This window comes from Kineococcus mangrovi (genome assembly GCF_041320705.1).
Lineage (GTDB): Bacteria > Actinomycetota > Actinomycetes > Actinomycetales > Kineococcaceae > Kineococcus > Kineococcus mangrovi.
In genome coordinates this window covers 527,709-550,338 of the sequence record NZ_JBGGTQ010000001.1, presented here as the reverse complement: position 1 = coordinate 550,338, position 22,630 = coordinate 527,709, and the positions used below count along the sequence as shown (strand labels likewise).

At 75.8% G+C, this 22,630-nt stretch carries 16 protein-coding genes; 8 read left to right on the top strand and 8 right to left on the bottom strand.

Annotated features, from left to right (window positions below; translation table 11 throughout):
- The first annotated feature begins 85 nt into the window (after positions 1-85).
- The 6 genes from AB2L28_RS02540 (at position 86) to AB2L28_RS02515 (ending at position 7,355) form a co-directional block, all read left to right on the top strand.
- The gene (locus AB2L28_RS02540; protein WP_370717143.1) at positions 86-2,230 is read left to right on the top strand and encodes a SpoIIE family protein phosphatase; all 2,145 of its coding nucleotides are present in this window, start codon (positions 86-88) and stop codon (positions 2,228-2,230) included.
- A 52-nt stretch (positions 2,231-2,282) separates the two neighbouring features.
- Positions 2,283-2,681 carry an ATP-binding protein gene (locus tag AB2L28_RS02535; RefSeq protein ID WP_370717142.1) on the top strand — a complete coding sequence of 133 codons (399 nt, stop codon included), beginning with the start codon at positions 2,283-2,285 and terminating at the stop codon, positions 2,679-2,681.
- Positions 2,682-2,786: 105 nt separating this feature from the next.
- Positions 2,787-4,100, top strand: a complete 1,314-nt coding sequence (locus AB2L28_RS02530) for an ABC transporter substrate-binding protein (protein WP_370717141.1) — start codon at positions 2,787-2,789, stop codon at positions 4,098-4,100.
- A complete protein-coding gene (locus AB2L28_RS02525) occupies positions 4,097-5,011 on the top strand; it encodes a carbohydrate ABC transporter permease (RefSeq protein ID WP_370717140.1) in 915 nt (304 codons plus the stop codon). The genes AB2L28_RS02530 and AB2L28_RS02525 overlap by 4 nt, the downstream gene beginning before the upstream one ends.
- Positions 5,008-5,886: a carbohydrate ABC transporter permease gene (locus AB2L28_RS02520; RefSeq protein ID WP_370717139.1), complete on the top strand. Its 879-nt coding sequence runs from the start codon at positions 5,008-5,010 to the stop codon at positions 5,884-5,886. The genes AB2L28_RS02525 and AB2L28_RS02520 overlap by 4 nt, the downstream gene beginning before the upstream one ends.
- Positions 5,883-7,355 (top strand): YcaO-like family protein, encoded by a 1,473-nt coding sequence (locus AB2L28_RS02515; protein WP_370717138.1) that lies wholly within the window; start codon positions 5,883-5,885, stop codon positions 7,353-7,355. The genes AB2L28_RS02520 and AB2L28_RS02515 overlap by 4 nt, the downstream gene beginning before the upstream one ends.
- A 74-nt stretch (positions 7,356-7,429) precedes the next feature.
- On the opposite strand, the gene AB2L28_RS02510 is transcribed toward AB2L28_RS02515, so the two are convergent.
- The 6 genes from AB2L28_RS02510 to AB2L28_RS02485 form a co-directional block, all read right to left on the bottom strand.
- Positions 7,430-8,485 (bottom strand): sensor histidine kinase, encoded by a 1,056-nt coding sequence (locus tag AB2L28_RS02510; protein WP_370717137.1) that lies wholly within the window; start codon positions 8,483-8,485, stop codon positions 7,430-7,432.
- Complete coding sequence (locus tag AB2L28_RS02505; RefSeq protein WP_370717136.1) at positions 8,482-10,908, bottom strand: SpoIIE family protein phosphatase; 2,427 nt, start codon at positions 10,906-10,908, stop codon at positions 8,482-8,484. Before AB2L28_RS02505 ends, AB2L28_RS02510 begins: the two co-directional genes overlap by 4 nt.
- A 67-nt stretch (positions 10,909-10,975) precedes the next feature.
- Positions 10,976-11,989, bottom strand: a complete 1,014-nt coding sequence (locus AB2L28_RS02500) for a polysaccharide deacetylase family protein (protein WP_370717135.1) — start codon at positions 11,987-11,989, stop codon at positions 10,976-10,978.
- 92 nt (positions 11,990-12,081) lie between these two features.
- On the bottom strand, positions 12,082-15,027 hold the full coding sequence (locus AB2L28_RS02495) for a PAS domain S-box protein (protein ID WP_370717134.1): 2,946 nt from the start codon (positions 15,025-15,027) through the stop codon (positions 12,082-12,084).
- The gene (locus AB2L28_RS02490) at positions 15,024-17,015 is read right to left on the bottom strand and encodes a sensor domain-containing diguanylate cyclase (RefSeq protein WP_370717133.1); all 1,992 of its coding nucleotides are present in this window, start codon (positions 17,013-17,015) and stop codon (positions 15,024-15,026) included. The genes AB2L28_RS02495 and AB2L28_RS02490 overlap by 4 nt, the downstream gene beginning before the upstream one ends.
- Positions 17,016-17,064: 49 nt before the next feature.
- Positions 17,065-17,460, bottom strand: coding sequence for a hypothetical protein (locus tag AB2L28_RS02485; RefSeq protein WP_370717132.1), 396 nt, complete (start codon positions 17,458-17,460; stop codon positions 17,065-17,067).
- 267 nt (positions 17,461-17,727) lie between these two features.
- Here AB2L28_RS02485 and AB2L28_RS02480 point away from each other — a divergent pair, with 267 nt between their 5' ends.
- Together AB2L28_RS02480 and AB2L28_RS02475 are read left to right on the top strand one after the other, a co-directional pair.
- Positions 17,728-18,321 (top strand): ANTAR domain-containing protein, encoded by a 594-nt coding sequence (locus AB2L28_RS02480; protein ID WP_370717131.1) that lies wholly within the window; start codon positions 17,728-17,730, stop codon positions 18,319-18,321.
- A 53-nt stretch (positions 18,322-18,374) separates the two neighbouring features.
- Positions 18,375-19,700, top strand: a complete 1,326-nt coding sequence (locus tag AB2L28_RS02475; RefSeq protein WP_370717130.1) for an ANTAR domain-containing protein — start codon at positions 18,375-18,377, stop codon at positions 19,698-19,700.
- Here AB2L28_RS02475 and AB2L28_RS02470 read toward each other — a convergent pair.
- Both AB2L28_RS02470 and AB2L28_RS02465 read right to left on the bottom strand, forming a co-directional pair.
- Positions 19,676-21,577: a CheR family methyltransferase gene (locus AB2L28_RS02470; RefSeq protein WP_370717129.1), complete on the bottom strand. Its 1,902-nt coding sequence runs from the start codon at positions 21,575-21,577 to the stop codon at positions 19,676-19,678. The genes AB2L28_RS02475 and AB2L28_RS02470 overlap by 25 nt on opposite strands.
- A gap of 3 nt (positions 21,578-21,580) precedes the next feature.
- Entirely contained in the window at positions 21,581-22,627 is a 1,047-nt protein-coding gene (locus AB2L28_RS02465) for a chemotaxis protein CheB (RefSeq protein WP_370717128.1), read from the bottom strand.
- Positions 22,628-22,630 lie beyond the last annotated feature (3 nt).

The following is a 22,630-nucleotide window of genomic DNA, read 5'->3' as shown; positions in this document are numbered from 1 at the left end:
GTCGTGATCGGTGTCGGGACCAGGCGCCGCAGTGGGTTGTGCCCCGGACCGGGGCCGGGAGGTGTTCGGCCGGAGGGGGAACGCAGTGCAGGGAACCGCGCGCGACGACGTCGCCGTCGCCGACGTGTCCGCCATCACCGGTGACGCCCCCGCCGCGGTCCTGCTCGTGCACCTGGCCGAGCGGACGGTGGTCCACGTCAACCCCGTCGCCCGCCAGCTCGCACCCGCGGCGGACCTCCCGCTCACGGTCGACGACTGGTCGGACGCGGCGGGGCTGGTCGACCTCGACGGGGCGGAGCTGTCGGAGACCGAGCACCCGCTGTCCCGGGTCGCGCGGTCCGAACCCGTGGTGGGGCAGGCGGTCTCGGCGGCCGCCGGCAGCGACCTCGGTGGCCGGCGCGAACCCCTGTGGGTCGTGGCGCTGCCGATGGCCGGGGCCCCGATGCTCGAGGACCACGCCCTCGTCGTCTTCCTGCCCCTGCGCGACCAGCGCGCCGCCCGGGCGGCCATGGACGCGGCGACGGAGCAGGCGGTGCTGCGCGACCGCGCGGTGCTCGCCACGGGACTGTCCTTCACCGTCGCGGACGCCCGCGACCCCGACCTGCCGCTGGTCTGGGTCAACCCCGCCTTCACCGCCACCACGGGCTACTCGATCGAGGAGGTGGTGGGCCGCAACTGCCGGTTCCTGCAGGGGCCCGGCAGCGACCCCGCGGTGCGCCAGCAGATGCGCGACGCGCTGGAGGCCGGCGAGCCCGTCACCGTGACGCTGCTGAACTACCGCAAGGACGGTCTGGGCTTCTGGAACCAGGTCGCCATGAGCCCGATCTTTGGACCCGACGGGACGCTCACGCACTACGTCGGCATCCAGACCGACGTCAGCGGCCGCGTCGCGGCCGACCGCGCCCGCGACGAGGCGCTGGCCGCCGAGCGGGCCGCCCGCGCCGAGGCCGAGCAGGCGCGGCACCGGGCCGAGGAGCACCGGGCCCGGCTCGACCTGCTCGCCGAGGCGACCCACCGGCTGTCCGGCACCCTGGACGTCGCCGAGTGCCGACGTCGCCTGCTGCAGCTGGTCGTGCCGCAGCTCGCGGACTGGGCCGTCGTCGTCAGCCCGGACGAGAAGGGCCAGATCGGTCAGGTCACCGCGCTGCACGCGCGCCCGGCGGACGCCGGCCGGTTCGAGGCCTACCTCGACGCCCTGCGCCGCACCACCCTGCGCGGGCCGCTGCACGAGCTCCTGCTGCAGGGGGCCCCCGCCCGCCGCATCGGCGACTACGGCTCCCCGCAGGTGCGGGAGCTGCGCCGCGGCTGGGTGGAGGACCAGCACGTCCTGGACCTGTCCGACGAGCTGGGCGTCTCCTCCGTGCTCGTCGTCCCGCTGCCCGGCCGGCGCTCCGACAACGACCTCATGGTCCTCGTCCGGGTCACGGGTGCGCCCGCGCACACCGACGACGACCTGGGCATCGCCGTCGACCTCGGCCGCCGCGCGGGCCTGCTCCTGGACAACGCCCGGCTGTACGAGGAGCAGCACCACATCGCCACCGAGCTGCAGCGCAGCCTGCTGCCGGATCTGCCGACGGTGGCCGGTCTGCAGGTGGCGGCGCGCTACCACGCCGGCCAGGACGGCAACGACGTCGGCGGCGACTTCTACGAGCTCATCGACGTGCCGGGGGACGGGACCGCCGTCGTCATCGGTGACGTCGCCGGGCACGACGTGTACGCGGCCGCGGCCATGGGGCACCTCAAGGGCCTGCTGCGCGCGTGCGCGTGGGACCGGACGCTGGCGACCCCGGCCGCCGTGCTCACCCGCGTCGACGAGCTGATCGCCGCCCTCGGCATGACGACCATGGCGACCGTCAGCTACGCCCGGCTCACGCCCGACGGTCCGGACCACTGGTCGGTGGAGCACTCCTCGGCCGGGCACCCGCCCCTGCTCGTGCGCCACGCCGACGGGACGGTGCGGTACCTCCCCGACGCCTCGGGCATCCCGCTGGGCGTCGAACCCACCCTCCCGCGGGCCACGCTCACCGAGCGGTTGCCGGCGGGGTCGTTGCTGCTGTGCTACACCGACGGGCTCGTCGAGCGGCGCGGTGAGGTGCTCAGCGTGGGGATGGACCGGCTCGCGCGCGTGGCCGCCGCGGCACCGCACGAGCCCGAGGCGCTGTGCGAGCACCTGCTCGCCGAGCTCGGCGACAGCCACGACGACATCGCCCTGCTCGCCGTCCGGCTCTGAGGTCCCGGCCCTCCGGTCGCCGGGCGCGGGTTTCCGGGGGAAGGTTCAGGTGATGTGCCAGCTCACCCCACCCGCCGAGATCGTCCTCGTCATGGACGAGACGGCGGGCCGTCTCGCCCGGCGGTTCCTCGACGAGCACTGGTGCCGTCCCCACGCCTCCGCGCTGCGACCCCAGGGCGACCTGGTGGTGACCGAGCTGGTCACCAACGCCGTCCGGCACGGCGCACCGCCGGCGGCCCTGCGCCTGGAGTGCGAGGGGGAGGCCGGGGTCGTGGTCCGGGTCCACGACGCCGACCCGCACGCCCCCCAGCTGCGGCACGTCGACCCCGGGGCCCTCGGCGGCCGCGGCATCGCCCTCGTCGACGTGCTGAGCGCGCAGTGGGGGGTCGACCCCGCCGCCGACGGCAAGACCGTGTGGTCCCGCCTCGTGGGGAGAACTCCGACGGGCTGACCCGGACCGACGTGGCTACGTTGGGCACACCTTTCCCAGAGGTGCCCGTCCCGCGCGAGAACCAGCAGGTGCAGACAGCCGCCTGCGTGGACATTCGGAGTTCCCATGGTCACCCCTGCCCAGAACACCCCCAGCCGCCGGCGGGTCCTCGGCGCCGCCGGCGCCGCCGCCGCGACCGGTGCCCTGTCCGCCTGCAGCGGCTTCTCCACCCCCGGCTCCGGCGGGTCCGGGGAATCCTCCGGCGGTGACGCGCTCACGATGATCACCTGGGCCTCGGACGCCGAGGCGAGCGCGTTCAGGAAGCTCGCGGACGGTTTCGCGGCCCAGACCGGCACGACGGTGAACCTGCAGGTCGTGCCGTACTCGGAGGTCCTCACGGCCGTCGACACCGGGCTGCGCACCGACTCCCCGCCGGACCTGTTCCGCGTCAGCTACACCGACGTCGCCGCCTACCGGCGCCAACAGGTGCTGGCCGACCTCACCGACGCGAGCACGCTGGAGCCGTCCTTCCTGCCCGCCTTCTGGGCGGCCGTCACCGACGACGACGGCACGTTCGGGATCCCGCACCACACCGACACGTCGATGGTGCTGCTGAACACCGCGGCGGTCGCCTCCGCCGGCCTCGGGACGCTGCCCACCACGCTGCAGGACGCCTGGACGTGGGAGCAGTTCGCCGACGCCCTCGGACGCATCCAGCCCTCCCGGGCCGACACGTACGCCTTCGCGGCGAACTGGCAGAACGCCGGCGCCTACCGCTGGCTGAACTTCGTGGACCAGGCCGGCGGGCGGTTGCTCACCGAGGACCTGCAGTCCGTGGCCACCGGGGACGCGGGGGCGCTGAAGGCGGTCACCTTCACCCGCGACCTGTTCCGCAACCAGCTCACCCCGCAGAACGCCTCCGCCCGCGGGCAGGCGGCCAGCGACCTGTTCCTCAACCAGACCGTCGCCACGGCGTTCGCGGGGGACTTCCTGCTCAGCGAGATCGAAGGCGGCGGGTTCGAGTACTCCGCGACCTTCCTGCCGCGCGACGTCAACGCGTCGGCCGACCTCGGCGGCAACGCCCTCGTCGCCGTCGAGGCGAGCGCGAACAAGGACAAGGCCCTGGCCTTCCTCACCTACTGCGCCCAGGCCGAGCAGATGTCCGCGTTCTGCACCGAGGCGTCCGTGCTGCCCACCCGCAGCGACATCGACGCCACCACGTTGCAGTACCCCGTGCGGCCCGACCTCATGGCCCTGTACGTCGAGCAGGCCAAGGCCATCCGCGAACCGCTCGTGCAGCAGGTCGTCGTGCCGAGCTTCAGCGCGATCAACGCCCAGCTGCGCGACCGGCTGGACGAGGTGTTCCTCGGCTCCGAGGACGACGCCGCGGCGCTGGAGCGGATCACCGACGGCGTCGCGTCGGTGCTGCAGACGTCGTGAGCACCGCCGCTGCGCACCCCGGGACCACGACGTCCCACCGGCCCGCGGTGCGCCGCTGGGCGACGTCGTACCTCATGCTCGCCCCGGCCCTGCTGCTGTTCGGGGTCTTCGTGCTGTACCCGCTCGTGGGGGCGGTGCGGATCTCGCTGACGAACTCGACCGGCATCGGGCAGGCGCAGTTCGTCGGGCTGGCCAACTACCGGGCCATGCTGTCGGACCCCACGTTCTGGCAGGCAGCCGGCAACACGGCGCTGCTGGCCGTGGTGTCCGTGCCGGTCAGTCTCGGTCTCGGTCTCGGTCTCGCGCTCCTGCTGCGCGACCGCGTCCCCGGCGGGGGGTTGTTCCGGGCCGTGTTCCTGGCCCCGTACGTCATCTCCGGCGTCGTCGTCGCGATGGCGGGCCGCTGGGTCTTCGACCAGAACGTCGGCATCGTCGACCGCGTCCTGGCGGGAGTCGGTCTGCCGCAACCGGACTGGCAGTCCGACGGGACGGCGGCCGCCGTCTCCGTCGTCCTGGTGCTGCTGTGGGCCCGCACCGGCCTGGCCGTGATCCTCTACCTCAGCGCCCTGCAGGGCATCGACCGGGACGTCCTGGAGGCCGCCGAGCTGGACGGGGCGTCGTCGTGGCAGCGGCTCAAGGACGTCGTGTGGCCGCTCGTGCGGCCCACGACGTTCTTCCTCACCGTGATGCTGGTCATCGAGACGTTCCAGGTGTTCGACATCGTGTGGGTCATGACCAAGGGCGGGCCCGCCGGGTCGACCGAACTGCTCGTCACCTACGCCTACGGCCAGGGTTTCGCCGCCCGCCGCGAAGGCTACGGATCGGCGATCGGTGTCGTCGTGTTCGTCGTGGTGCTCGCCGCCACCGTCCTGTGGTGGCGGGCCCAGCGCTCCAGCGAGGACGAGCAGTGACCGGCGTGCGGACCGCGCCGCGCTCGCGTCCCGACGTCGAGGTGAGCCGCGGACCGCGGCAGCGGCGGGGTGCCCGGCGCGGCAAGGTCCTCGTCCTCGTCGTGCTCAGCCTCCTGTGGCTGTTCCCGCTGTACTGGATGCTCGTCACCGCCGTGTCCCCGCGCGACGACCTCGCCTCGGGCCGGATCGGCCTGTTCCCCACGACGCTGGACCCGGGGGGTTTCTCCCGCGCGCTGACGCAGTTCCCCGTGCTGCAGTGGGCGCAGAACTCCCTGGCCATCGCGGTCGTCGCCGTGGTCATCACGGTGGCCGTCGACGTCACCGCCGGGTACGTCCTGGCCAAGCACCGGTTCCCGGGCCGGGCGGTGGTGTTCTTCCTCATCATCGCCACGCTGATGATCCCCGTGCAGGTGCTGCTCATCCCGCAGTTCGACCTGGTGAACTCCCTCGGGTGGATCAACTCCTACTGGGCGGTGATCGTCCCGCGGTCGGCGGAGGCGTTCGGGGTGTTCCTGGCGCGGCAGTACTTCCTGTCGCTGCCCGACGAGCTCCTGGAGGCCGCCCAGCTCGACGGGGCCGGGCAGCTGCGGACCCTGTGGTCGATCGTGCTGCCGTTGTCGCGCCCGCTGGTCGCCGTGCTCGTGGTCATGACGTTCATGTACCGGTGGAACGAGTTCGCCTGGCCGCTGGTCGCGCTGCGCGACCCCGGCCTCTACACCCTGCCCGTCGGGTTGTCGTTCCTGCAGACCCAGTACACGACGGACTACCCGGCGCTCATGGCGGGAGCGCTGGTCTCGGTGCTGCCCGTCCTCGTCCTGTTCGGCATCGCCCAGCGGCAGTTCGTCGCCGGCATCGCCCGCAGCGGGCTGAGGTGAGCGGGACGGCAGCGGGCGCGCACGCGACGGCGGACCGCTACGCCGAGGCCCTGGGGGTGGGGGCGGGCGCCGAGCTCCTCGAGTTCGACCTCACGGGGTTCGACCGCACCGGCCTGCCCGTCACCGGCACCGTGTGGCGCCCCCACCCCGGCGCGGCGACGTCGGGGCACGGCGTCGGCTACGGCGCCGACCCCGCCGCCGCCCGTCGCGGCGCCCACGGCGAACTGGCCGAGCAGGTGCTGCTGGACCGGCACCTGCGCACCCTCGCCCCCGTCGAGGCCACGTTCGCCGACCTGCTCGCCGCCCGCGGTCCCGGCGGCGTCGTCGACCCCGTCGAACTCGTCCTGCCCGCGGGCAGCCGGTACTCCCCGGACCTGCCCCTGCGCTGGCTGCCGATGCGGCGCTGGCGCACGGGGGAGGAGGTGCTCGTGCCCGCCGAGTTCGTCGCCCCGCACGCGGGCGGGGTCCGCGGCGGGCCCCCGGGCGGGGGTTTCCTCACGACCCCCATCACCAACGGCATGGGGGCCGGGGACACCCTGGAGCGCGCCGTGGCCCACGGCATCGGTGAACTGTTGCAGCGCGACGGCGACACCGTCTCCTTCCGCGCCCTGGAACAGGGCGTCCTCGTGGACGGGGTGGCCGAGCACCCGGCGACCGCCGACGTGTGGGCCGCGCTCGTGGCCGCGGGCCTGGAACCGCAGGTCAAGCTCGACAGCACCGAGTTCGCCGTCGTCGTGCACGCGGTCGCCCGCGACACCGCACCCGAGCGGACGCCGATGGCCGTCACCGCCGTGGGGGAGGCCGCCGCCCTGGACGCGGCGAGCGCGGCCCGCAAGGCGCTGCTGGAACTGGCCAGTTCCCGGGCCCGGCGCGCGTTCGCGTTCGGCCCCCTGGACCCGGTGCGGACCCGGCTGGGGCCGTACTGGGCCGCCGAGGAGCGCGCCCCGCTGCCGGAGTCCGAACCCCGCGCGCTGGCGGCGACGGCGGACTGGACGCACCGCTCCGGGACCGAGCTGGCCCGGCTGGTGGAGCCGATGCTGCGCGTCGCGTCGCACGTCGGGCTGCACGGGCTGCCCACCGCGCCGGAGCGGGAACCGGGCGAGGAGCTCACCGAGCTGCTGGCGCGGCTCGCGGCGTTCGACGTCCTCGTCCACGCCGTCGCCGTGCAGACCTCCCGGGGCCCGGTGCACGTCGCCAAGGTGGCCGTGCCGGGGTTGGAGGTCGAGACGCTGTCCTACCACCGCATCGGCGAGCGCGTGCTGCGGCGGCTGCTGGAGCGCGGCTCACCCCTCGTCGGCCTCGGGGAGCCGGCGGGACCGCGCCGACCCGTCCTGCTGACCGCCGCGGCGCGCGAACGGGTCGGCGGCCCGGCGTGGTTCGACACCGAGGCCGCCGACGCCACGGTGGGGGAGCTGTACCCGCTCTACCGCGAACCCGTCCGGCACGCCCCGCAGCGGCTGGGGCGGTAGCACGAGGAACGGGGGTGGGACGTGACGCACCGCTCCAGCGGTGCTCCGGCGCCCCGCGACGTGGTGCCCGGGGCTCAGGGGTCCGGGATCGTCACCACGAGGCGGAAGCCGCCGTCCTGCGTCGGGTCGGCGTCCACCTGCCCGTCGAGGAGCGCGGCCCGCTCGCGCAGGCCGAGCAGCCCGTGCCGCGCGCTGGGCAGCGCGTGCACGGGACCGGTCGCCGGGCCGTTGCGGACCTCCACGCGCGTCCGGGCACCGTCGTGGGTCACCGCGACGGACACCGCCGCCCCCGGAGCGTGCTTGCGGACGTTGGTCAGGCCCTCCTGCACGACGCGGAACACCGCCCGCTGCACCGGCGCCGGCAGGTCCACGGGGACGCCGACCGTGCTGCGCACGTCCAGACCGCACCCCTCGGTCAGCGCCGGGAGGTCCTGGACCCCCGGCTGCGGGGCGTCGTCGCGCGCGGAACCGCCGGCCGCGCGCAGCACCTGCACCATCGCCCGCAACTCCTCCAGCGTCGTCACGCTCAGCCGGCGGATGGTCCGCGCCGCCGACCGCGTCGCCTCGTCCGACGACGTCACCTGCAACGCCCCGGCCTGCACGGCGATGAGGCTCACCTGGTGGGAGACGACGTCGTGCATCTCCCGGGCCAGCACGGCCCGTTCGCGTTCCAGCGCCTCGCGGGCGGCGCGCTCGTCGATCTCGGCGAGCCGGCGCGACAGCTCCCGGCGGGTGACCACCAGTTCCCCCAGCGCCCACGGGGCGACCGCGAACAGCAGGCCGTACAGGACGGCGCTGACCCACGCGTCGACCCCCGAGGGCAGCCCCAGGGCCACGAGGTTCCCGACGAGGACGACGACCGCGGCGACCACCCCCACGCGCCGCCTGGCCCGCGTGGCCACGGCGAGCGTGAAGACCGCGACCATCGCCGCCACGAGGGCGTACCCGTAGAACAGGCCGACCGCGACCACGAGCGCCGTCGGCCACGGGAAGCGGCGGCGCAGGGGCAGGACGGCGGCGGCCACCAGCGCGGAGACCAGGGCACCCGTCGAGGCGTACGGCAGACCGATGAGGGCGTCGACGACGGCCAGCAGCACCAGCCCCGCCTCGAGGACGACGCGCCTGCTCACCCCCCGGTCCCCGCGCCCGGCAGCACGGCGGGCTCGTCCGGCACCACCGGCGGCACCCGGCGCGGACCGGCGCTCGCCGGCCGCGGCCGGTCCTGGCGGTGCAGCCGGATCGCCACGAGGGCGACGTCGTCGCCGGGCTGGTCGGGCAGCAGGCGGCGCAGCACCTCGTCGCAGGTCGCGTCGACGTCCTGGGGGTACCCGTCCTCGTCGCGCGGTTCGCGGGCGACCGCGTCCGCGACGGCCGCCAGGAGGCGCTCCAGGCCCACCTGCAGGGACTCACCCCGCCGCTCGACGAGCCCGTCGGTGTAGAGCAGCACGGTGCTGCCGCGCTCGACCTCCACCACGTGCTCGTGCCGCGCCGTGCCCGGGGCCACGCCGAGCAGCAGGTCGCGCTGACCGGGCTCGTCCAGCAGCCGGGGGGGACCCTCCCGCGGGACGAGGACCGGCGGCGGGTGACCCGCCGCCGACCACCGCACCCGGGTCAGCCCGCGCCGGGTCAGGTCCTCGTCCTGCTCCAGCCGGGCGATCACGCAGGTGGCGATCGTCCCGACCTGCAACGTGGTCATGGCCGCGTCCGTCGCGGCGAGGACGCCGGCCGGGCCCCGGCCGGTCATGACGGCGGCGGCGCGGACGAGGGTGCGGACCTGGCCCATCGCTGCGGCGGCCCGCCGGTCGTGCCCGAGGACGTCCCCGATGACGAGCACGCTGGCGCCGTCCTCCTGCAGGAACGCGTCGTACCAGTCGCCGCCGACCTGCGCGGCCTCCGCGGCGGGCAGGTACCGGGCGACGACGTGGGCGTGGTCCGGCTGCGGCGGCTCGGTCAGCAGGGCCCGTTGCAGGGTCTCGGCGATCTGCAGCTGCGCCCGCACCAGCCGGGCCTCGTCGACCGCGGCCCCGATGCGGTCGGCCAGCGTCTGGACGAACGTGAGGACGTCGGCCCCCGGCCCGGGACGGCGCCGGGCCGTGGCGGTCGCCCGGGGGTCCGCACCCAGCTCGTCGACGGGGGTGGCCGCGTCGACGGGGTGGGCGGCCGGCGGGTCCGCCGGGCCCGAGGCGTCCCAGCACAGGGACAGCACCCCCAGGGCCCGGCCGCGGGCCCGGACCGCCACGGCCACCGCCGTGCGCGGGCGCAACCGCTGCAGGGCGGTCGCGGCGCCACCGGGCGCCATCGTCCGCTGCACGCTGCCGGTGGGGTCGGTCTCGACCACCTGGGCCCGGCCGGAGACCAGGGCCCGGACCAGGAACGGGGGAGCGACCCGGCCGCCGTGCTGCGCCCCCGCCCGCGCGTGGTCGCGGTAGGCGTCGAGCCGGGCGCCGGAGTACGCCTGCACGGCCTCGTCGAGCACCGGGTCGGCGTGCCGGGCCGCGACGTCGCGGAGGTGTTCCAGCACCAGGGTCACCGCACCCGCGTCCGCGTCCTCCAGGGTGCCCCCGCTGGCTGCGCCGGCGAGGGCGTCCACCGCGGCGTCGGCGCGGTCGGACTCCTCCAGCACCGTGACCACGCACCAGTCGGCCACGGCGGGCACCAGCAGCCCCGGGACCAGCCCCAGCGCCGCGGCCGGGTCGCGGTGCGCGCTCAGCTGCTCGCTCACCCGGGCCAGCAGCTCGGCCCGCTCGGCGGCCGTCTCGGCCGCGCGCTGCGCCTCGACCCGCTCGCTGACGTCCAAGAAGTACAGCGTCAGGGTCGTCCCGTCCGGGATCGCCCGCACCTCGTACCAGGCGTCCAGGGGCGGGGGGTAGTAGGCGTCGAAGACGTACGGGGACCCCGTCGCCAGCGCCCGGCGGTACCCGGCCTCGAACGCGGTGCCGACGGTGGCCGGGAACAGGCCCCACAACGACCCGCCCACGAGCTGCTCGCGCGGCAGACCCAGCGCGACCTCGGCCTGCCGGTTGGCGTACGTGATCGGCCAGGAGTCCACGGAGGTGTCCATGACGAGGTACCCGGCGGCCATCGTCTCGGTGATCTGCTCGACGCGGCGCCGGCTGTCCACCAGCGACCGGGTCAGCTCCTCCTCGGCGGTGACGTCGTCGACGATGACGCACAGGCCCGTGACCTCCGCCGACCCCGGGCGGTGGACCGGGTGGAACGTCAGCGACCAGTGCCGCCGCCGCCCGGGGCGGGCGCTGACCTCACCGGTCAGGCGCACGTCCCGCACGGGCACGCCGTCGGCGATGACGCGCCGGTACAGCTCCTCGGCGCGCGCCCCGGTCTCGCCGTTGACCTCGCCGGGGGTCCGGCCGACGAGTTCCTCGACGGGTCGGCCGTTCATCTCGGCGAGGACGGCGTTGACCCGCACGTGGCGCAGGTCGAGGTCGAAGACGCCGATCCCCAGCGGCGCCCCGGCCAGCAGGGAGTCGAAGAGCGCGGCCGCGTCGGGGGCCAGGGGCTCGTGGGGGTGCTGCGGGCCGTCGTGCGCGTCCACTCGTCCCCCCGGGTCGGTGCCTGTTCCTGCTCGCCCGTGGTTCGAGCGGGTCGAGCATCCCAGACGGTCAGGGGTGCAGGCGTCGCAACCCCGTGTTCGACGTCCACAGCCGGACCCCCGTCGCGGCCAGCGCCGCGTCACCCGGACGGGCCGGGTCGTGGTCCGTCCCGCCCAGCCACGCCCACGACGCGGGCGGACGGCCGATCGCCGCGCTCAGGCGGCGGACGGGTTCCAGCACCTCGGCGAGCACCCGCGCGGGGGAGGTCACGTCCTCCGACGCCGCGTGCGTGGCGGTGTGCGCGCACACCTCGTGGCGGCCGGCCAGTGCCGTCAGCTCCTCCCACGTCATCGCCAGCCGGCCCGAGGGGTGCTCCAGCACGCCGTACTCGTGGGCCCGGGCGAACTCCCGCTGGTGCGGCGGCGGGACGTCGAGGAAGTCCGTCGGCGGGTAGAACCAGCCGACCAGCCCCACCTCCTCCAGCGCGGGCACCGCGACCTGCACGGCGCTCGCGAACCCGTCGTAGAACGCGGGCACGATCCCGGGCCGGGAGGCGTCGGGCCAGCGCCCGGTGCGGCAGAAGGCGTGCACGTCCTCGGCCGTCACCGGGGCGAAGCGCTCGGCGTACCAGTGCAGGTCGCGGCGGAACTCCTCGGCCCGCGACGCGGGGGTGTCGTGGTGGTTGACGACGCGCAGGAGCCGGCCGGCGACGAAGGCGTCGGCGACCTGCCCCACCTCCCCCGCCCGCACGGCCCGCGGTGGCAGGGGGGTGCCCGGCGGTCGCCAGGCGGCCAGGCGCGGGGGTGGCTCGGACGGCGTCCGGGCCGTTTCCGGGCGCAGCTCCAGGTCGCCCAGGACGGCGAGCACGTCCTGGACGGTGACGTCGGCGTCGGCCCCGCTCAGCACGTCCCACACCGCGCGCACGCGGGCGGCCAGCTCCGGCTCGCCCGCGGCGGGGTCGGGGGCCGGCCCGCCGGGGTCGACGCGCAGGTACGTGGCGACGCCCGCCCGTTCCGCGTCCTCGGCGGCGACGGCCTGCGCGGCGCGCAGGTACGTCTCGTGCTGGGGGTCGCCCGGGGTCACGTCCCCGTTCTAACCGCCGGCGCCGCGTCCCGCACCACCACGCCGCCCCGCTGCCCGGTGCCCGGCGCTCGGCGGCACCGCGGCGCGTCCCGTCACGGCAGGTCGACGGCCTCGCCGAGCCCGTCCCGGGCCCCCGCGGGGGCCGCCAGCGCGTTGAGGCTCAGCGTGAACCGCGACCCGCCCCCTCCCGCGGGCCGGTAGGTCAGGTCGCCGCCGTTGGCGTTGACGAGGGCCCGGGCGATGAACAACCCCAGCCCCGTCCCCTTCTGCCCGGCCGCGGCACCGGTGGTGGCGCGCGCGAAGCGGTCGAACAGGTGCGGCACGAACTCCGGCGGCACGCCCTCGCCGGCGTCGACCACCTCGAGGAGCACGTCGTCCCCGCGGCGCCGGGCGCTCACCCGCACCGGGGGGCGGCCGTACTTGAACGCGTTGCCCACGAGGTTGGCCAGGACCTGCTCCACGTGCCCGCGGTCGGCCAGGACGGTCACGTCCTGGACACCCGTGGTGTCGACGAGCCCGCGCGGCGCCCCGGTGCGGTCCAGGACGTCGGCGACGAGCGCCGGCACGTGCACGCGGGTGGTCCGCGGGACCGGCGGGCCGGCGTCGAGCTGGGCCATCGCGAGGATGTCCTCGAGCAGGTCGTTGGCCCAGCGGCCGGCCTTCCGGATGCGGGTGAGGTGCTCGTGCCGGTCCTGCTCGCTCAGCCCGTCCCAGTCGTCGAGCAGCAGTTCGGCGAACCCGGTCGTCGTCGACAGCGGCTGGCGCAGGTCGTGGCTGAGGGTGGCCACGAGGTCGTCCTTGAGCCGGTTGGCCTCGCGCAGCCGCTCGTTGGACCGCGCCAGCGCGTCCTGGGCGCGGCGCTGCTCCGACAGGTCGCGCACGAGGGTGAGGGTGGCGCGTCCACCGGCGTCGGGCAGGGGCACGCACGTGACCTCCACCGGCACGGTCGACCCGTCGGCGTGGCGCAGCGCCGTCACCGAGCTCTGGTCGGCGCGGACCTGCCCGGGCACGAACGTGCGCCGGGCCACCCAGGCGGCCTGCTCCGGCTCGGGCACCAGCAGGAGCGAGGTCGACAGCGTGAGCAGGCTCGTCGTGCGCCGCCCGGTCAGGCGGGCGAGGGCGTCGTTGGCGTAGGTGATCTGCTCGTCGTGCTCGACGAGGACCCCCTCGCCGAGGTCGCTGAGGGCCTGCAGGAGACGGGCGGAGACGTCGCGCTGCCGGCGCACCCCCTCCTCGGCGGCGACCCGGCTGCTGACGTCCAGCAACTGGCAGGTCAGGTGCGCGGGGCGGCCCTCGCCGTCGCGGACGACGGCCGCGGAGACGTGGGTGTGCACGACGTGCCCGTCGCGGTGCAGGTGGCGCAGGTCCACGCCCCCGTCCCGCCCGGACCCGGCGGGCCCACCCTCGAGGGAGCGGGTCACGACCTCGCCTCCCGCGGCCCGGTCGTCGGGGTGCACGTGCGCGGTCCAGCGCTGCCCCACCAGGTCCGCCGGGGTGCGCCCGAGCATCGATGCGGCGGCGGGGTTCGCCCGCAGCACCGTGCCGTCCAGGCCCAGGTCGACGTTGCCGACGAGGGAGGCGTCGAACGCGGCCTGCAACCGGTCGGCCTGCTCGCGGGCCCGCGCCCGGGCCTCCTCCAGGTCCCGGCGCAGCGCGCGGTCGGCGCTCACGTCGGCCATGACGACGACGGCGCCGAGCGCGCTGCCGTCCGCGCGGGTCATCCGCCGGCCCGAGCACACGACCGTCAGGGCCGCCCGCCCGGCCGGGGCCAGGACGATCTCGGTGTCGGCGACGGACCCCTCGCGCAGCACGCGGTGCAGCGGCACCTCTCCGGCGTCCAGGGGGGTGCGCCCGTCCGCGGCGAACAGGTCGTAGCGGCCGGCGTGCTGGGCGGGGTCGAGCCCGGAGTCGGCGTCGAGCCCGTGCCAGTGCTGCGCGGTCCGGTTGAACATCGTCAGCCGCCCCCGCTCGTCGGCCACGACGATGCCGACGTCCACGGACTCCAGCACCGCGGCGGTCAGCTCGCCGCGGGCCTCCGCCTCGGCCCGGTGCGCCGCGGCCGCGGCGGCCAGGCGTTCGCTCGCGGCCGTCGAGCGCGCCATCGAGGCGAGCAGGACGTCGCGCTCGTCGCGGCTCATCGCCAGCGCCAGACCCAGGACCGCGAGCATCGCCACGTAGAGCTGGACGACGATCGCGCGGGTCGAGTCGTCGGGGATGAGCGCGAACGGGCCGTGCCCACCGAGGGTGAGCAGCACCGCCGAGACCCCCAGGGCCAGGTCGAGGACGAGGACGACGGTCGTGTCGAAGCGCAGCGCGGCCCAGGCCGCCAGCGCGATGAGCGGGAACGCGACGGGCAGGCCGTCGTAGACGCCGAAGACGAGCGCGTACGCCGCGACCGCGCAGGCCAGCACCGCCACCAGTTCCACCCGTTGCCAGCCGCGCAGCGGTCGCACGGGGACCACGACGACTGTCCCGTCCGCAGCGGGGCGCCGGGCGCCCAGCAGGCAGCCCACGCGGAAGGCCACCGAGGCGATGAGCAGGATGCTCGCGGTGTTGCGGGTCAGCCAGACCAGCGTCGTCACCCACGACCAGTGGCCGGTCAGCGCCCACACGGCCGCCGGGCCGAGCACGGCACCGGCCCCCGTGGCCAGGGCGGCCGCCGCGAGCAGCCGCATGAGCTGGGCGACACCGGTGAGCGGTTCGCGTCCGCCCGCACCCCAGGCCGTGGGGCACCAGCGGGCGAAGAGCAGGCCGAAGAGGAGGACCTGCAGCACGTTCGCCACGACGAAGGAGGCGGCGAGCGCCGGGGAGGCGCCGGTGACGGCGTTGAGGGCGAACGTGGCCGCGGACAGCAGGGCCAGGTCCAGCCACCGGGTCCCGGCCGCCCGCTGGGCGGCGAACCAGACGACGGCCACCCCGGCCGCGGGCCAGACCAGGCTCAGGCTCGTGCCGTCCATGACGGTCGCCCGGCCCAGCAGGACCGCGACGCTGAAGACGGCCGCGAAGGCGGTGCTGCGCAGCACGGCCACCCCGCTCACGGGTGGACCACCGTGCGGTCGCGGCCCTGCTCCTTGCCGGCGTACAGGGCCGCGTCGGCCAGCCGCACGACGTCCTGCGCGAGCAGGCCGGGCCGCCACCGGGCGACGCCGATCGTGCAGCTCTGACCGCGGGGCACCACGGCGCGGATCCGGTCGGCGACGGTGACGGCGTCCTCGGCCGCGCACCCGGGCAGGGCCACGACGAACTCCTCCCCGCCCCACCGGGCGATGACGTCGACCTCGCGCAGGCACGCCAGGGCGGCGTCGGCGAACTCGCGCAGCAGGACGTCCCCGCCGAGGTGGCCGTGGGTGTCGTTGTACCGCTTGAAGTGGTCGAGGTCGATGACGGCGACGCTCAGGGGCTCCCCGGTGCGCGCGGCGCGGGCCACCTCGGTGGCGATGACCTCGTCCCAGCGGCGGCGGTTGGCCAGCCCCGTCAGCGTGTCCCGCTCGGCCGCCTCCGCCAGGCGCTGCAGCAGTTCGGTGCGTTCGGCGGCGTGGGCGACCTCGCCGGTGAGGGTCTGCAGGACGGGCAGCACGTGCTCGCCCAGCTCCTGGCGGGTCTGGCGCCAGAAGACGCCGAGGACCCCCACGGTGCGCTGCCCGGAGAGCACGACGGGGTGCCAGGCGCCGGAGACCACCCCCGTCAGGTCCACCCACCGCTGGGAGGCGCGGGGGTGGGTCGCGACGTCACCGACGAAGACGGGTTCGGCGGAGGTGAAGGTCAGACCGGCCAGCGAGGGTTCGTCGAGGGGGTAGGTGATCTCCAGCGACGGGAACCCCACCGTGGCCACGGCGCGCAGCTCGGCGCCGTCGTCCGCCGGGGCGGGACGCAGCAGGTACGCCGCGTCGGCCCCGGTCAGCTCGCGCACGAGGTGGCAGACGGCCTGCTGCGGGTCCCGCGCCGCGGCCAGCGTGCGCGAGGCGTCGGCCAGGGCCTGGACCCGGGCGGTGTGCTCGGCGAGGGTCGCGTGCGCCCGGGCGAGCGCCTTCTCCCGCTGCCGGGCCTCCGTCACGTCGTGCAGGGCCACGACCGCGCCCAGCGGGGTCCCGTCGCCGCTGCGCATCGACCGGCCGGAGCAGACCAGGGTGCGCGGGGCCTGCCCGGGCGTGGTCAGGACGAGCTCGACGTCCTCGACCGAGCCGTCCCGCAGCGCGCGCGACCACGGCAGGTCCCCGGGGGCGAGCGGTGCGCGGCCGTCGGCGGCGAGGTGGGCGGGGGACTCCCCGTGCCACTGCCGGGCGGTCCGGTTCAGGGAGGTCACGTGCCCGGCGGCGTCGACGACGACCAGGCCGACGTCGACGGTCTCGGCGACGGCCTCGCTCTGCTCCCAGCGGGCCTCGGCCTCGGCCATCGCCAGGACGGCCAGCTCGCGCGCCTCCCCGGCGCGCCGGCCCTGCTCGGCGGCCTCGCGGGCCTGCCGGCGGCGTTCGAAGAGGGCCACGAGCACCCCGGCGAGGTCCTGCAGGACGGACAGCCGCTCCGGCACGACGTGGCCGGGCACGGTGTCGAAGACGCACAGCGAGCCGAGGGCGTGGCCCTCGGGGCTGACGAGGGGGGCCGAGGCGTAGGAGCGCACCCGGCCCAGCCGGCCGTCGACCCACGGGTTGCGCGCGAAGCGCGGGTCCTGCGAGGCGTCCGGGACGTGGACGAGCAACCCCTCCTCGAAGTGCAGCGCGCACATGGAGTCGGCCCGCGCCGAGTCGGTGCCCTCGAAGCCGACGGTCGTCAGCTGGCACTGGCGGTCCTCGGCGATGAGGTTCAAGGTCGCGTGCGGCACGTCCGCGACGACCGCCGCGGCGCGCACGACCGCGGACAGCTCGTCGTCGGCGGGTGCGTCGAGCAGGCGGTACCCGTGCAGCACGGCCAGCCGCGCCGCCTCCCGCGGGGACGGCGCGGGCACGGACGGGACGGCGGCGGGGGCGACGAGCACGGCGTCGTCGACCCGGTCCGCCTGCGCGAGGGCGATCCAGTCGTTCCGGTCCACCCGTTCCACGTCGGCCGACCGGACCCGTTGCTTGAGGTCACACCCCCGGTCAGGGCACGCGGCACCACAGCTGCGCGCCGTCGTCGGTGGGGGACCACCCGGTGGCGGCGGACAGCTGCGCCAGGAGGTCGCGGGTGTGGCCGGACAGGACCGGGCGGGTCCGGCCGTCGGCGAACCGGACGTCCACCCCCACGACGAGGCAGCCGGCGTCCTCCCCGACCCGCAGGGCGGTCGGGCTGGACCCGGCGCCCAGGCCGCCGAGCAGTTCGGCGGTGACCTGGACGGCGTCGTCGGCGGCGTCGGCCAGGCCCAGCTGCTCGGCCTGCAGGCGCACGAACCGGCGGGCCTGGCGCAGGGGTTCGTCCTCGCCCAGCAGGTCGAGCCGCAGCACGTGGGGCAGGACGGGGGGCCGGGCCGGGGGGACAGGGGTGGGACCGGTGTCCACGGGCTCCTCCTTCTTCCTCGTCGCGGGGGCGGGACGGCGCTGCTCGTGGACCGTCGGGTCGAGTCTGCCGGGGTGGCGGGGGGAACGCCACCCGCCGGAGGTCGGGGTCCTTCCCGACGCCCCGGTCCAGGCGGTGGGCAGCGGTCCCGACGTGGGTACGGTGGTGGGACGGCCCCCGGACCCCGGGCCGACCGCCGCTCCAACCACCGGGTGGCAGCACGTGTCGTCGGGGTGCCACCCGGCGGCCACCGCCGGACGGGAGACGACGTGCAGGAGACGCAGGACACGCTGGCCGACCAGCTGCGCACGGTGCTGGCCGATCCCGACCCGCACGGGGAGGAGGCGGTCGCGGCCCTGCGCGTCCTGCTCGACCTCGGCTGGGTCGAGCCGGACCGCGTCGAGGCCCGGCTGGGGCGGGAGCAGGCCGTGCGCTCCTTCGCCGAGGACCTCGCCGTCGCCCGCACCCGGGCCCGCACCGCGGCCGAGCGCAGCCGTGACCTGCGACGGCGCACCGACGCCGCGCTGGCCCGCGCGGGCGAGCTGCGCCGGGAGGTGCGGGTGGGGGAGGAGGACGCCCGGGTGGCCGCGCTCGAGCAGGAGGTCGCCCGGCTGCGGGCCGCCCTGGACAACCGCCCCCGCATCGAGCACGCCGTCGGCATCGTCATGCAGCTCGTCGGCTGCGACGAGACCGTCGCGTGGGAGCTGCTGAGCGGGCTGTCCCAGCACACCAACGTCAAGGTCCGCGTCGTGGCCGAGGCCCTCGCCGCCCACGTGGGCAGCGGCCGGGGTGTGCCGGCGGACGTCGCCACCGGTCTGCGGGCCCTGGCGCGGGACCGGTCGCCCGGACGCTCTAGAACGTGACAGGATGCGGGGCTACATCGAACAGCCGGTGTCCGTCGTCGGAGGGAGCCGAGATGCGCGCCGACCGGGCCCTGCCCCGCGAGCACGCGGTCGCCGACGACGACCTGTCGCTGCAGCTGCAGGTCGTCACCGAGGAGCTGGCCGTCGCCGACGACGAGCTGGCCGCCCAGCAGCGGCAGATCGACGAGCTCCTCGCGCGCGAGGTCGACGCCCGCCGGACGGCGAGCGCCGTGATCCGCAGCGTCCCCGTCCCGGTCCTCGTGACCGACGCCACCGGCGGGATCGTCGAGGCCAACGTCGCCGCCTCCGCCCTGTTCGGGGTGCCCGCCGCCCGGCTCGCGCGCAAACCGGTGCAGGCCCTCGTGCCGCCGCAGGTCCGCCCGGCCGTCCGCGACCTGGTCACGGCCGCCGCCGGGGCCCGCACGGTGGGCGCCACCGTCGCGGTGAGCCCGCGCAACGGTCCCGAGCGCACCGTGCGGGTCCTCATCACCGGCGGGGTCCACCGCGGCGAGGACCGGTCCGTCCTGACGTGGGTCCTGGGGGACGTCACCCCTGCGCAGGTCGCGGCGGACCCCGCGGTCCTGCAGGCCGTCGCCGCCTTGACGGCCCTGCCCGTGGGGGACCTGTCGCAGCACGAGCTCCTCACCGAGGTGGCGGGCCTGGCGACGCGGGCCGTGACGGGCGCGTCGTGGGCGAGCGTCGTCCTCGGCGACCCGGCCGAACCGTCCGAGCTGGCCGCCGACTCCGAGGAGGCCCAGCGCATCGACGGCGCCCAGTTCCGCGTGGGGCAGGGACCCGCGGTGACGGCCCACCGCGACGGGGTCCCGGTCCGCAGCGCCGACCTGCGCCAGGACGAGCGGTGGCCGGCGCTCGCGGTACCGGCCGGGCGGACCCGGGTGCGCAGCGCGCTCGCGCTGCCCGTCCGCGCGCGCGACGTGTCCGCGGCGGCTGCCGTGCGCGGGGTGCTCACCGTGTACGGACCGGAACCGGGCGCCTTCGCGGGCGACGAGCACCTCGACCGCGCCCTCGTCTTCGCCGAGGCGGCCTCGGCCCTGCTGCACGACCTGGACCGCATCGCCGAGCTGCGCGCCACCGCGGAGAACCTCACGGTGGCGATGCGCTCGCGCGCGACGATCGAGCAGGCCAAGGGTCTCGTCGCCGGCTGGGTGGGGTGCAGCGTCGAGGAGGCCTTCGAGGTGCTGACCCGGCTGAGCCAGGACCGCAACGTCAAGCTGCGCGAGCTGGCCGCCCTCGCGGTCGCCGACCCCTCACGGCACGACCTGCGCCCCGTCCTGGTGCACGCGCACGACCGGCTCCTCGAACGCCGGGCTCAGGAACGGGCCCGGGAGCGGGTTCAGGGCGCGTCGTCGTCGAGCTGATCCATGACGACGAGGGCCCCGGAGCTGCCCGGGGTGCCCGCCAGTGAGCTGACCGTCACCTGGACCCGGATGGACCGGCCCCGCCGGTTCACCGCGGCGAGCTCGAACACGGCGTCCTCCCCGGCGAGCACCTCGCCGGCGAGGACGGTCCGCACGACGGGCCCGACCTCGTGCAGGGGCAACCCGATGTCGAGGTTGAGCAGGTGCTCACCGGCCGCCTCGTCGGCGCGCACGCCCCACAGGTCGGCGGCCCAGGCGTTCCACACCGTGACGCGCATGTCGGCGTCCACGACGGCGACGCCGACGCGCAGGCTGGCGAAGACGCCCTCCATGTACCCGTTGAGGGCGCTGACCTCGTCGGTGCGCAGCCGCAGCTCGTGGTTGGAGTTCTGCAGCTCGTCGTTCATCGACTGCAGCTCCTCGTTCATCGTCTCGAGCTCCTCGTTCGTGGAGTGCAGCTCCTCGTTCGTGGTCTCCAGCTCCTCGACCGTGGACTGCAGCTCCTCGTTCGTGGTCTCCAGCTCCTCGTTCGTGGACTGCAGCTCCTCGTACGCGGTCTCCAGCTGGCGGTGGGCGTCCTCGAGCTCGTCCTGCAGCTGCCGCGACCGGCTGACGTCGATGAAGACGACGGCCGTGCCGAGGGTGTGCCCCTGGGGGTTGCGCAGCGGCACGACCTGGACGTCGAAGAACGTGCGGTCGGCCCGGGGCCGGGTGAACTCCACGTCCCGGATCCACACGGTGCGCCGCTGGGTGTGGGCCTGCTCGACGGCCGAGCGCAGTTCGACGGGCCGGTAGCTGACCTCGAGGTCCTGGAACGGCCGGCCGGTGTCGGAGGCCGACAGGCCGAACAGGGTGTCCGCGCGGTGGTTGGACAGCACCACCTCACCGGCCTGGTTGAGCACGATCTGCGCGACCGGGCTCGCGGCGAGCGCCTCGGCCCGCAACGTCGTCGCGTCGTCCCCGGCCGGCGGGTACACGGCCGGGGCCACGGTCGCGGTGATCCGCGAGGGCGTCCGCGCGCCGCCCACGCGCCGGAAGAACCGGTTCTTCAGGTCGACGGGGGAGAACAGCGACGACTGGCTGAGCAGCATCTCCGCCTTGCCCAGGAACAGCAGCCCCTCGGGTTTGAGGGAGTAGTGCAGCCGCTCCGCGATCCGCGCCTGCGTCTCGGCCGTCAGGTACATGAGGGTGTTCCGGCACGTCAGCAGGTCGACGTGGGAGATGGGGGCGTCCTGGACGAGGTCGGCCCGGCCGAAGATGACCGACCGGCGCAGGTCCTGCCGGAACGTGTAGCGGGTGCCGTGCTGCTCGAAGTACTTCTCCAGCAGTTCCGGCGGCAGGCTGCGGACCTCGCGGTCGGTGTACGTCGCGGTCCGGGCCTGCGCCAGCGCGTCCTCGTCGGCGTCGGTGGCGTAGATCTTCACCCGCTCGCGGAACTCCTCGGGGCCCAGCGCCTCGGCGAGGCAGATCGCGACCGTGTACGCCTCCTGCCCCGAGGCGCACCCGGCGCTCCACGCGCGGATCGGGCCGGACGGTCGGTGCGAGAGCACCTGCGGCAGCAGGTCCGAGCGCAACCGGTCCCACGCCTCGAGGTCGCGGAAGAACGACGTGACGTTGATGAGGATCGTGTTGAACAGCGCCGTGAACTCGTCGGCGTCGACCTCGAGCCGGTCGTGGTACTCCTCGTACCGCCCGACGCCGACGTCGTCCATCCGCCGGTGCACGCGCCGCAGCAGGCTCGCCCGCTTGTACCCGGTGAAGTCGAACCCCCGGGCCTCCTTGAGGTGCTCGAGCAGGCCCTCGAACTCCTCCGCCGTCCCGTACCCCGTCCCCGGTTCCGCCGCCTCGCGCACTGCCCCGCCGTCTTCCTCGTCCATCCCTCAGCCGTCCGTCTCGTCCTGCGCCTGCCCCGTCGTCCGGGGTCCCGCCGGCCCGCGCAGCGTGCGCGAGGTGAGCAGCCGGCGGATCGTGCGCGCCGCGTCACCGGTCTCGACGGCCCGGTCGGCGAACCGGTCCGCCGTCAGCGCGTGCCCGGCCTCGCGCGCGCGGTCGGCCATCTCGCGGGACAGCGCGGCGCGCTCCTCCAGGCTGCGCAGGGCGATCCACAGGGCGCCGTCGAGTTCGGCGGTCTGCTGGTCCTGCAGGCTCTCCGGGCTCCAGGCGTGGCCCACCCGGCAGCGGAACCGCAGCAGCCCGTGGTCCTCGATCCGCCACAGCACCCCCGAGCAGTCGGGGCAGGAGTAGCCCGACGGCTCCCCGGGGTGGTCGTCGCCCTCCAGGGGGCGCAGGTCGAACTCCGCCATCGCGACCTCCTGGCGCATCCGTCCGTTCCCGGCCGCCTCGAGGGGCCAGGCTGGTGCCTCCTCGCCGGTGAGCCGCACCAGCAGGTCCGGCAGGTCGGCCAGGGGGACGACGTGCTCGGGGCGGGCCGCCTCCAGCGCCGCCCGCGGCATGCCGTCGTACAGGGCGTCGTCGGGGTCCTGCACGACCCCCACCCCACCCCGGGCGCGCAGGGCGACGAGACCGGCGGCGCCGTCGTCGAGCGCGCCGGTGAGGACGACGCCGACCGCCCGCGGGCCCACCGCGCGCGCCGCGGACCGGAAGAGGGTGTCGACGGCGGGCCGGTGCCCGTTCTCGCGCGGCCCGCTGCTGAGGGCGACGTGGTCGTCGGTGAGCAGGAGGTGCCGGTCCGGCACGGCGACGACGACCTCCCCGCGCCGCAGCGGGACGCCGTGCTCGGCGGCGCGGGCCGGCAGCGGGCCGGAGCGGTCGAGGATGGCCGCGAGCGCGTTCGTGCCGGTCGGTGGCACGTGCAGGACGACGAGCACCGCGGCGGGCAGGTCGGCGGGCAACCCGGCGACGAGGGCGCGGAGCGCCTCGACCCCGCCCGCGCTGGCGCCCACGAGGACGACGTCACGGGTGGTCACGGC

Excerpts from the sequence above, each read along its gene's own strand:
- AB2L28_RS02470 (WP_370717129.1), bottom strand. The coding sequence starts at position 21,577 with ATGGACGAGGAAGACGGCGGGGCAGTGCGCGAGGCGGCGGAACCGGGG.
- AB2L28_RS02530 (WP_370717141.1), top strand. The coding sequence starts at position 2,787 with ATGGTCACCCCTGCCCAGAACACCCCCAGCCGCCGGCGGGTCCTCGGC.
- AB2L28_RS02475 (WP_370717130.1), top strand. The coding sequence starts at position 18,375 with ATGCGCGCCGACCGGGCCCTGCCCCGCGAGCACGCGGTCGCCGACGAC.
- AB2L28_RS02535 (WP_370717142.1), top strand. The coding sequence starts at position 2,283 with ATGTGCCAGCTCACCCCACCCGCCGAGATCGTCCTCGTCATGGACGAG.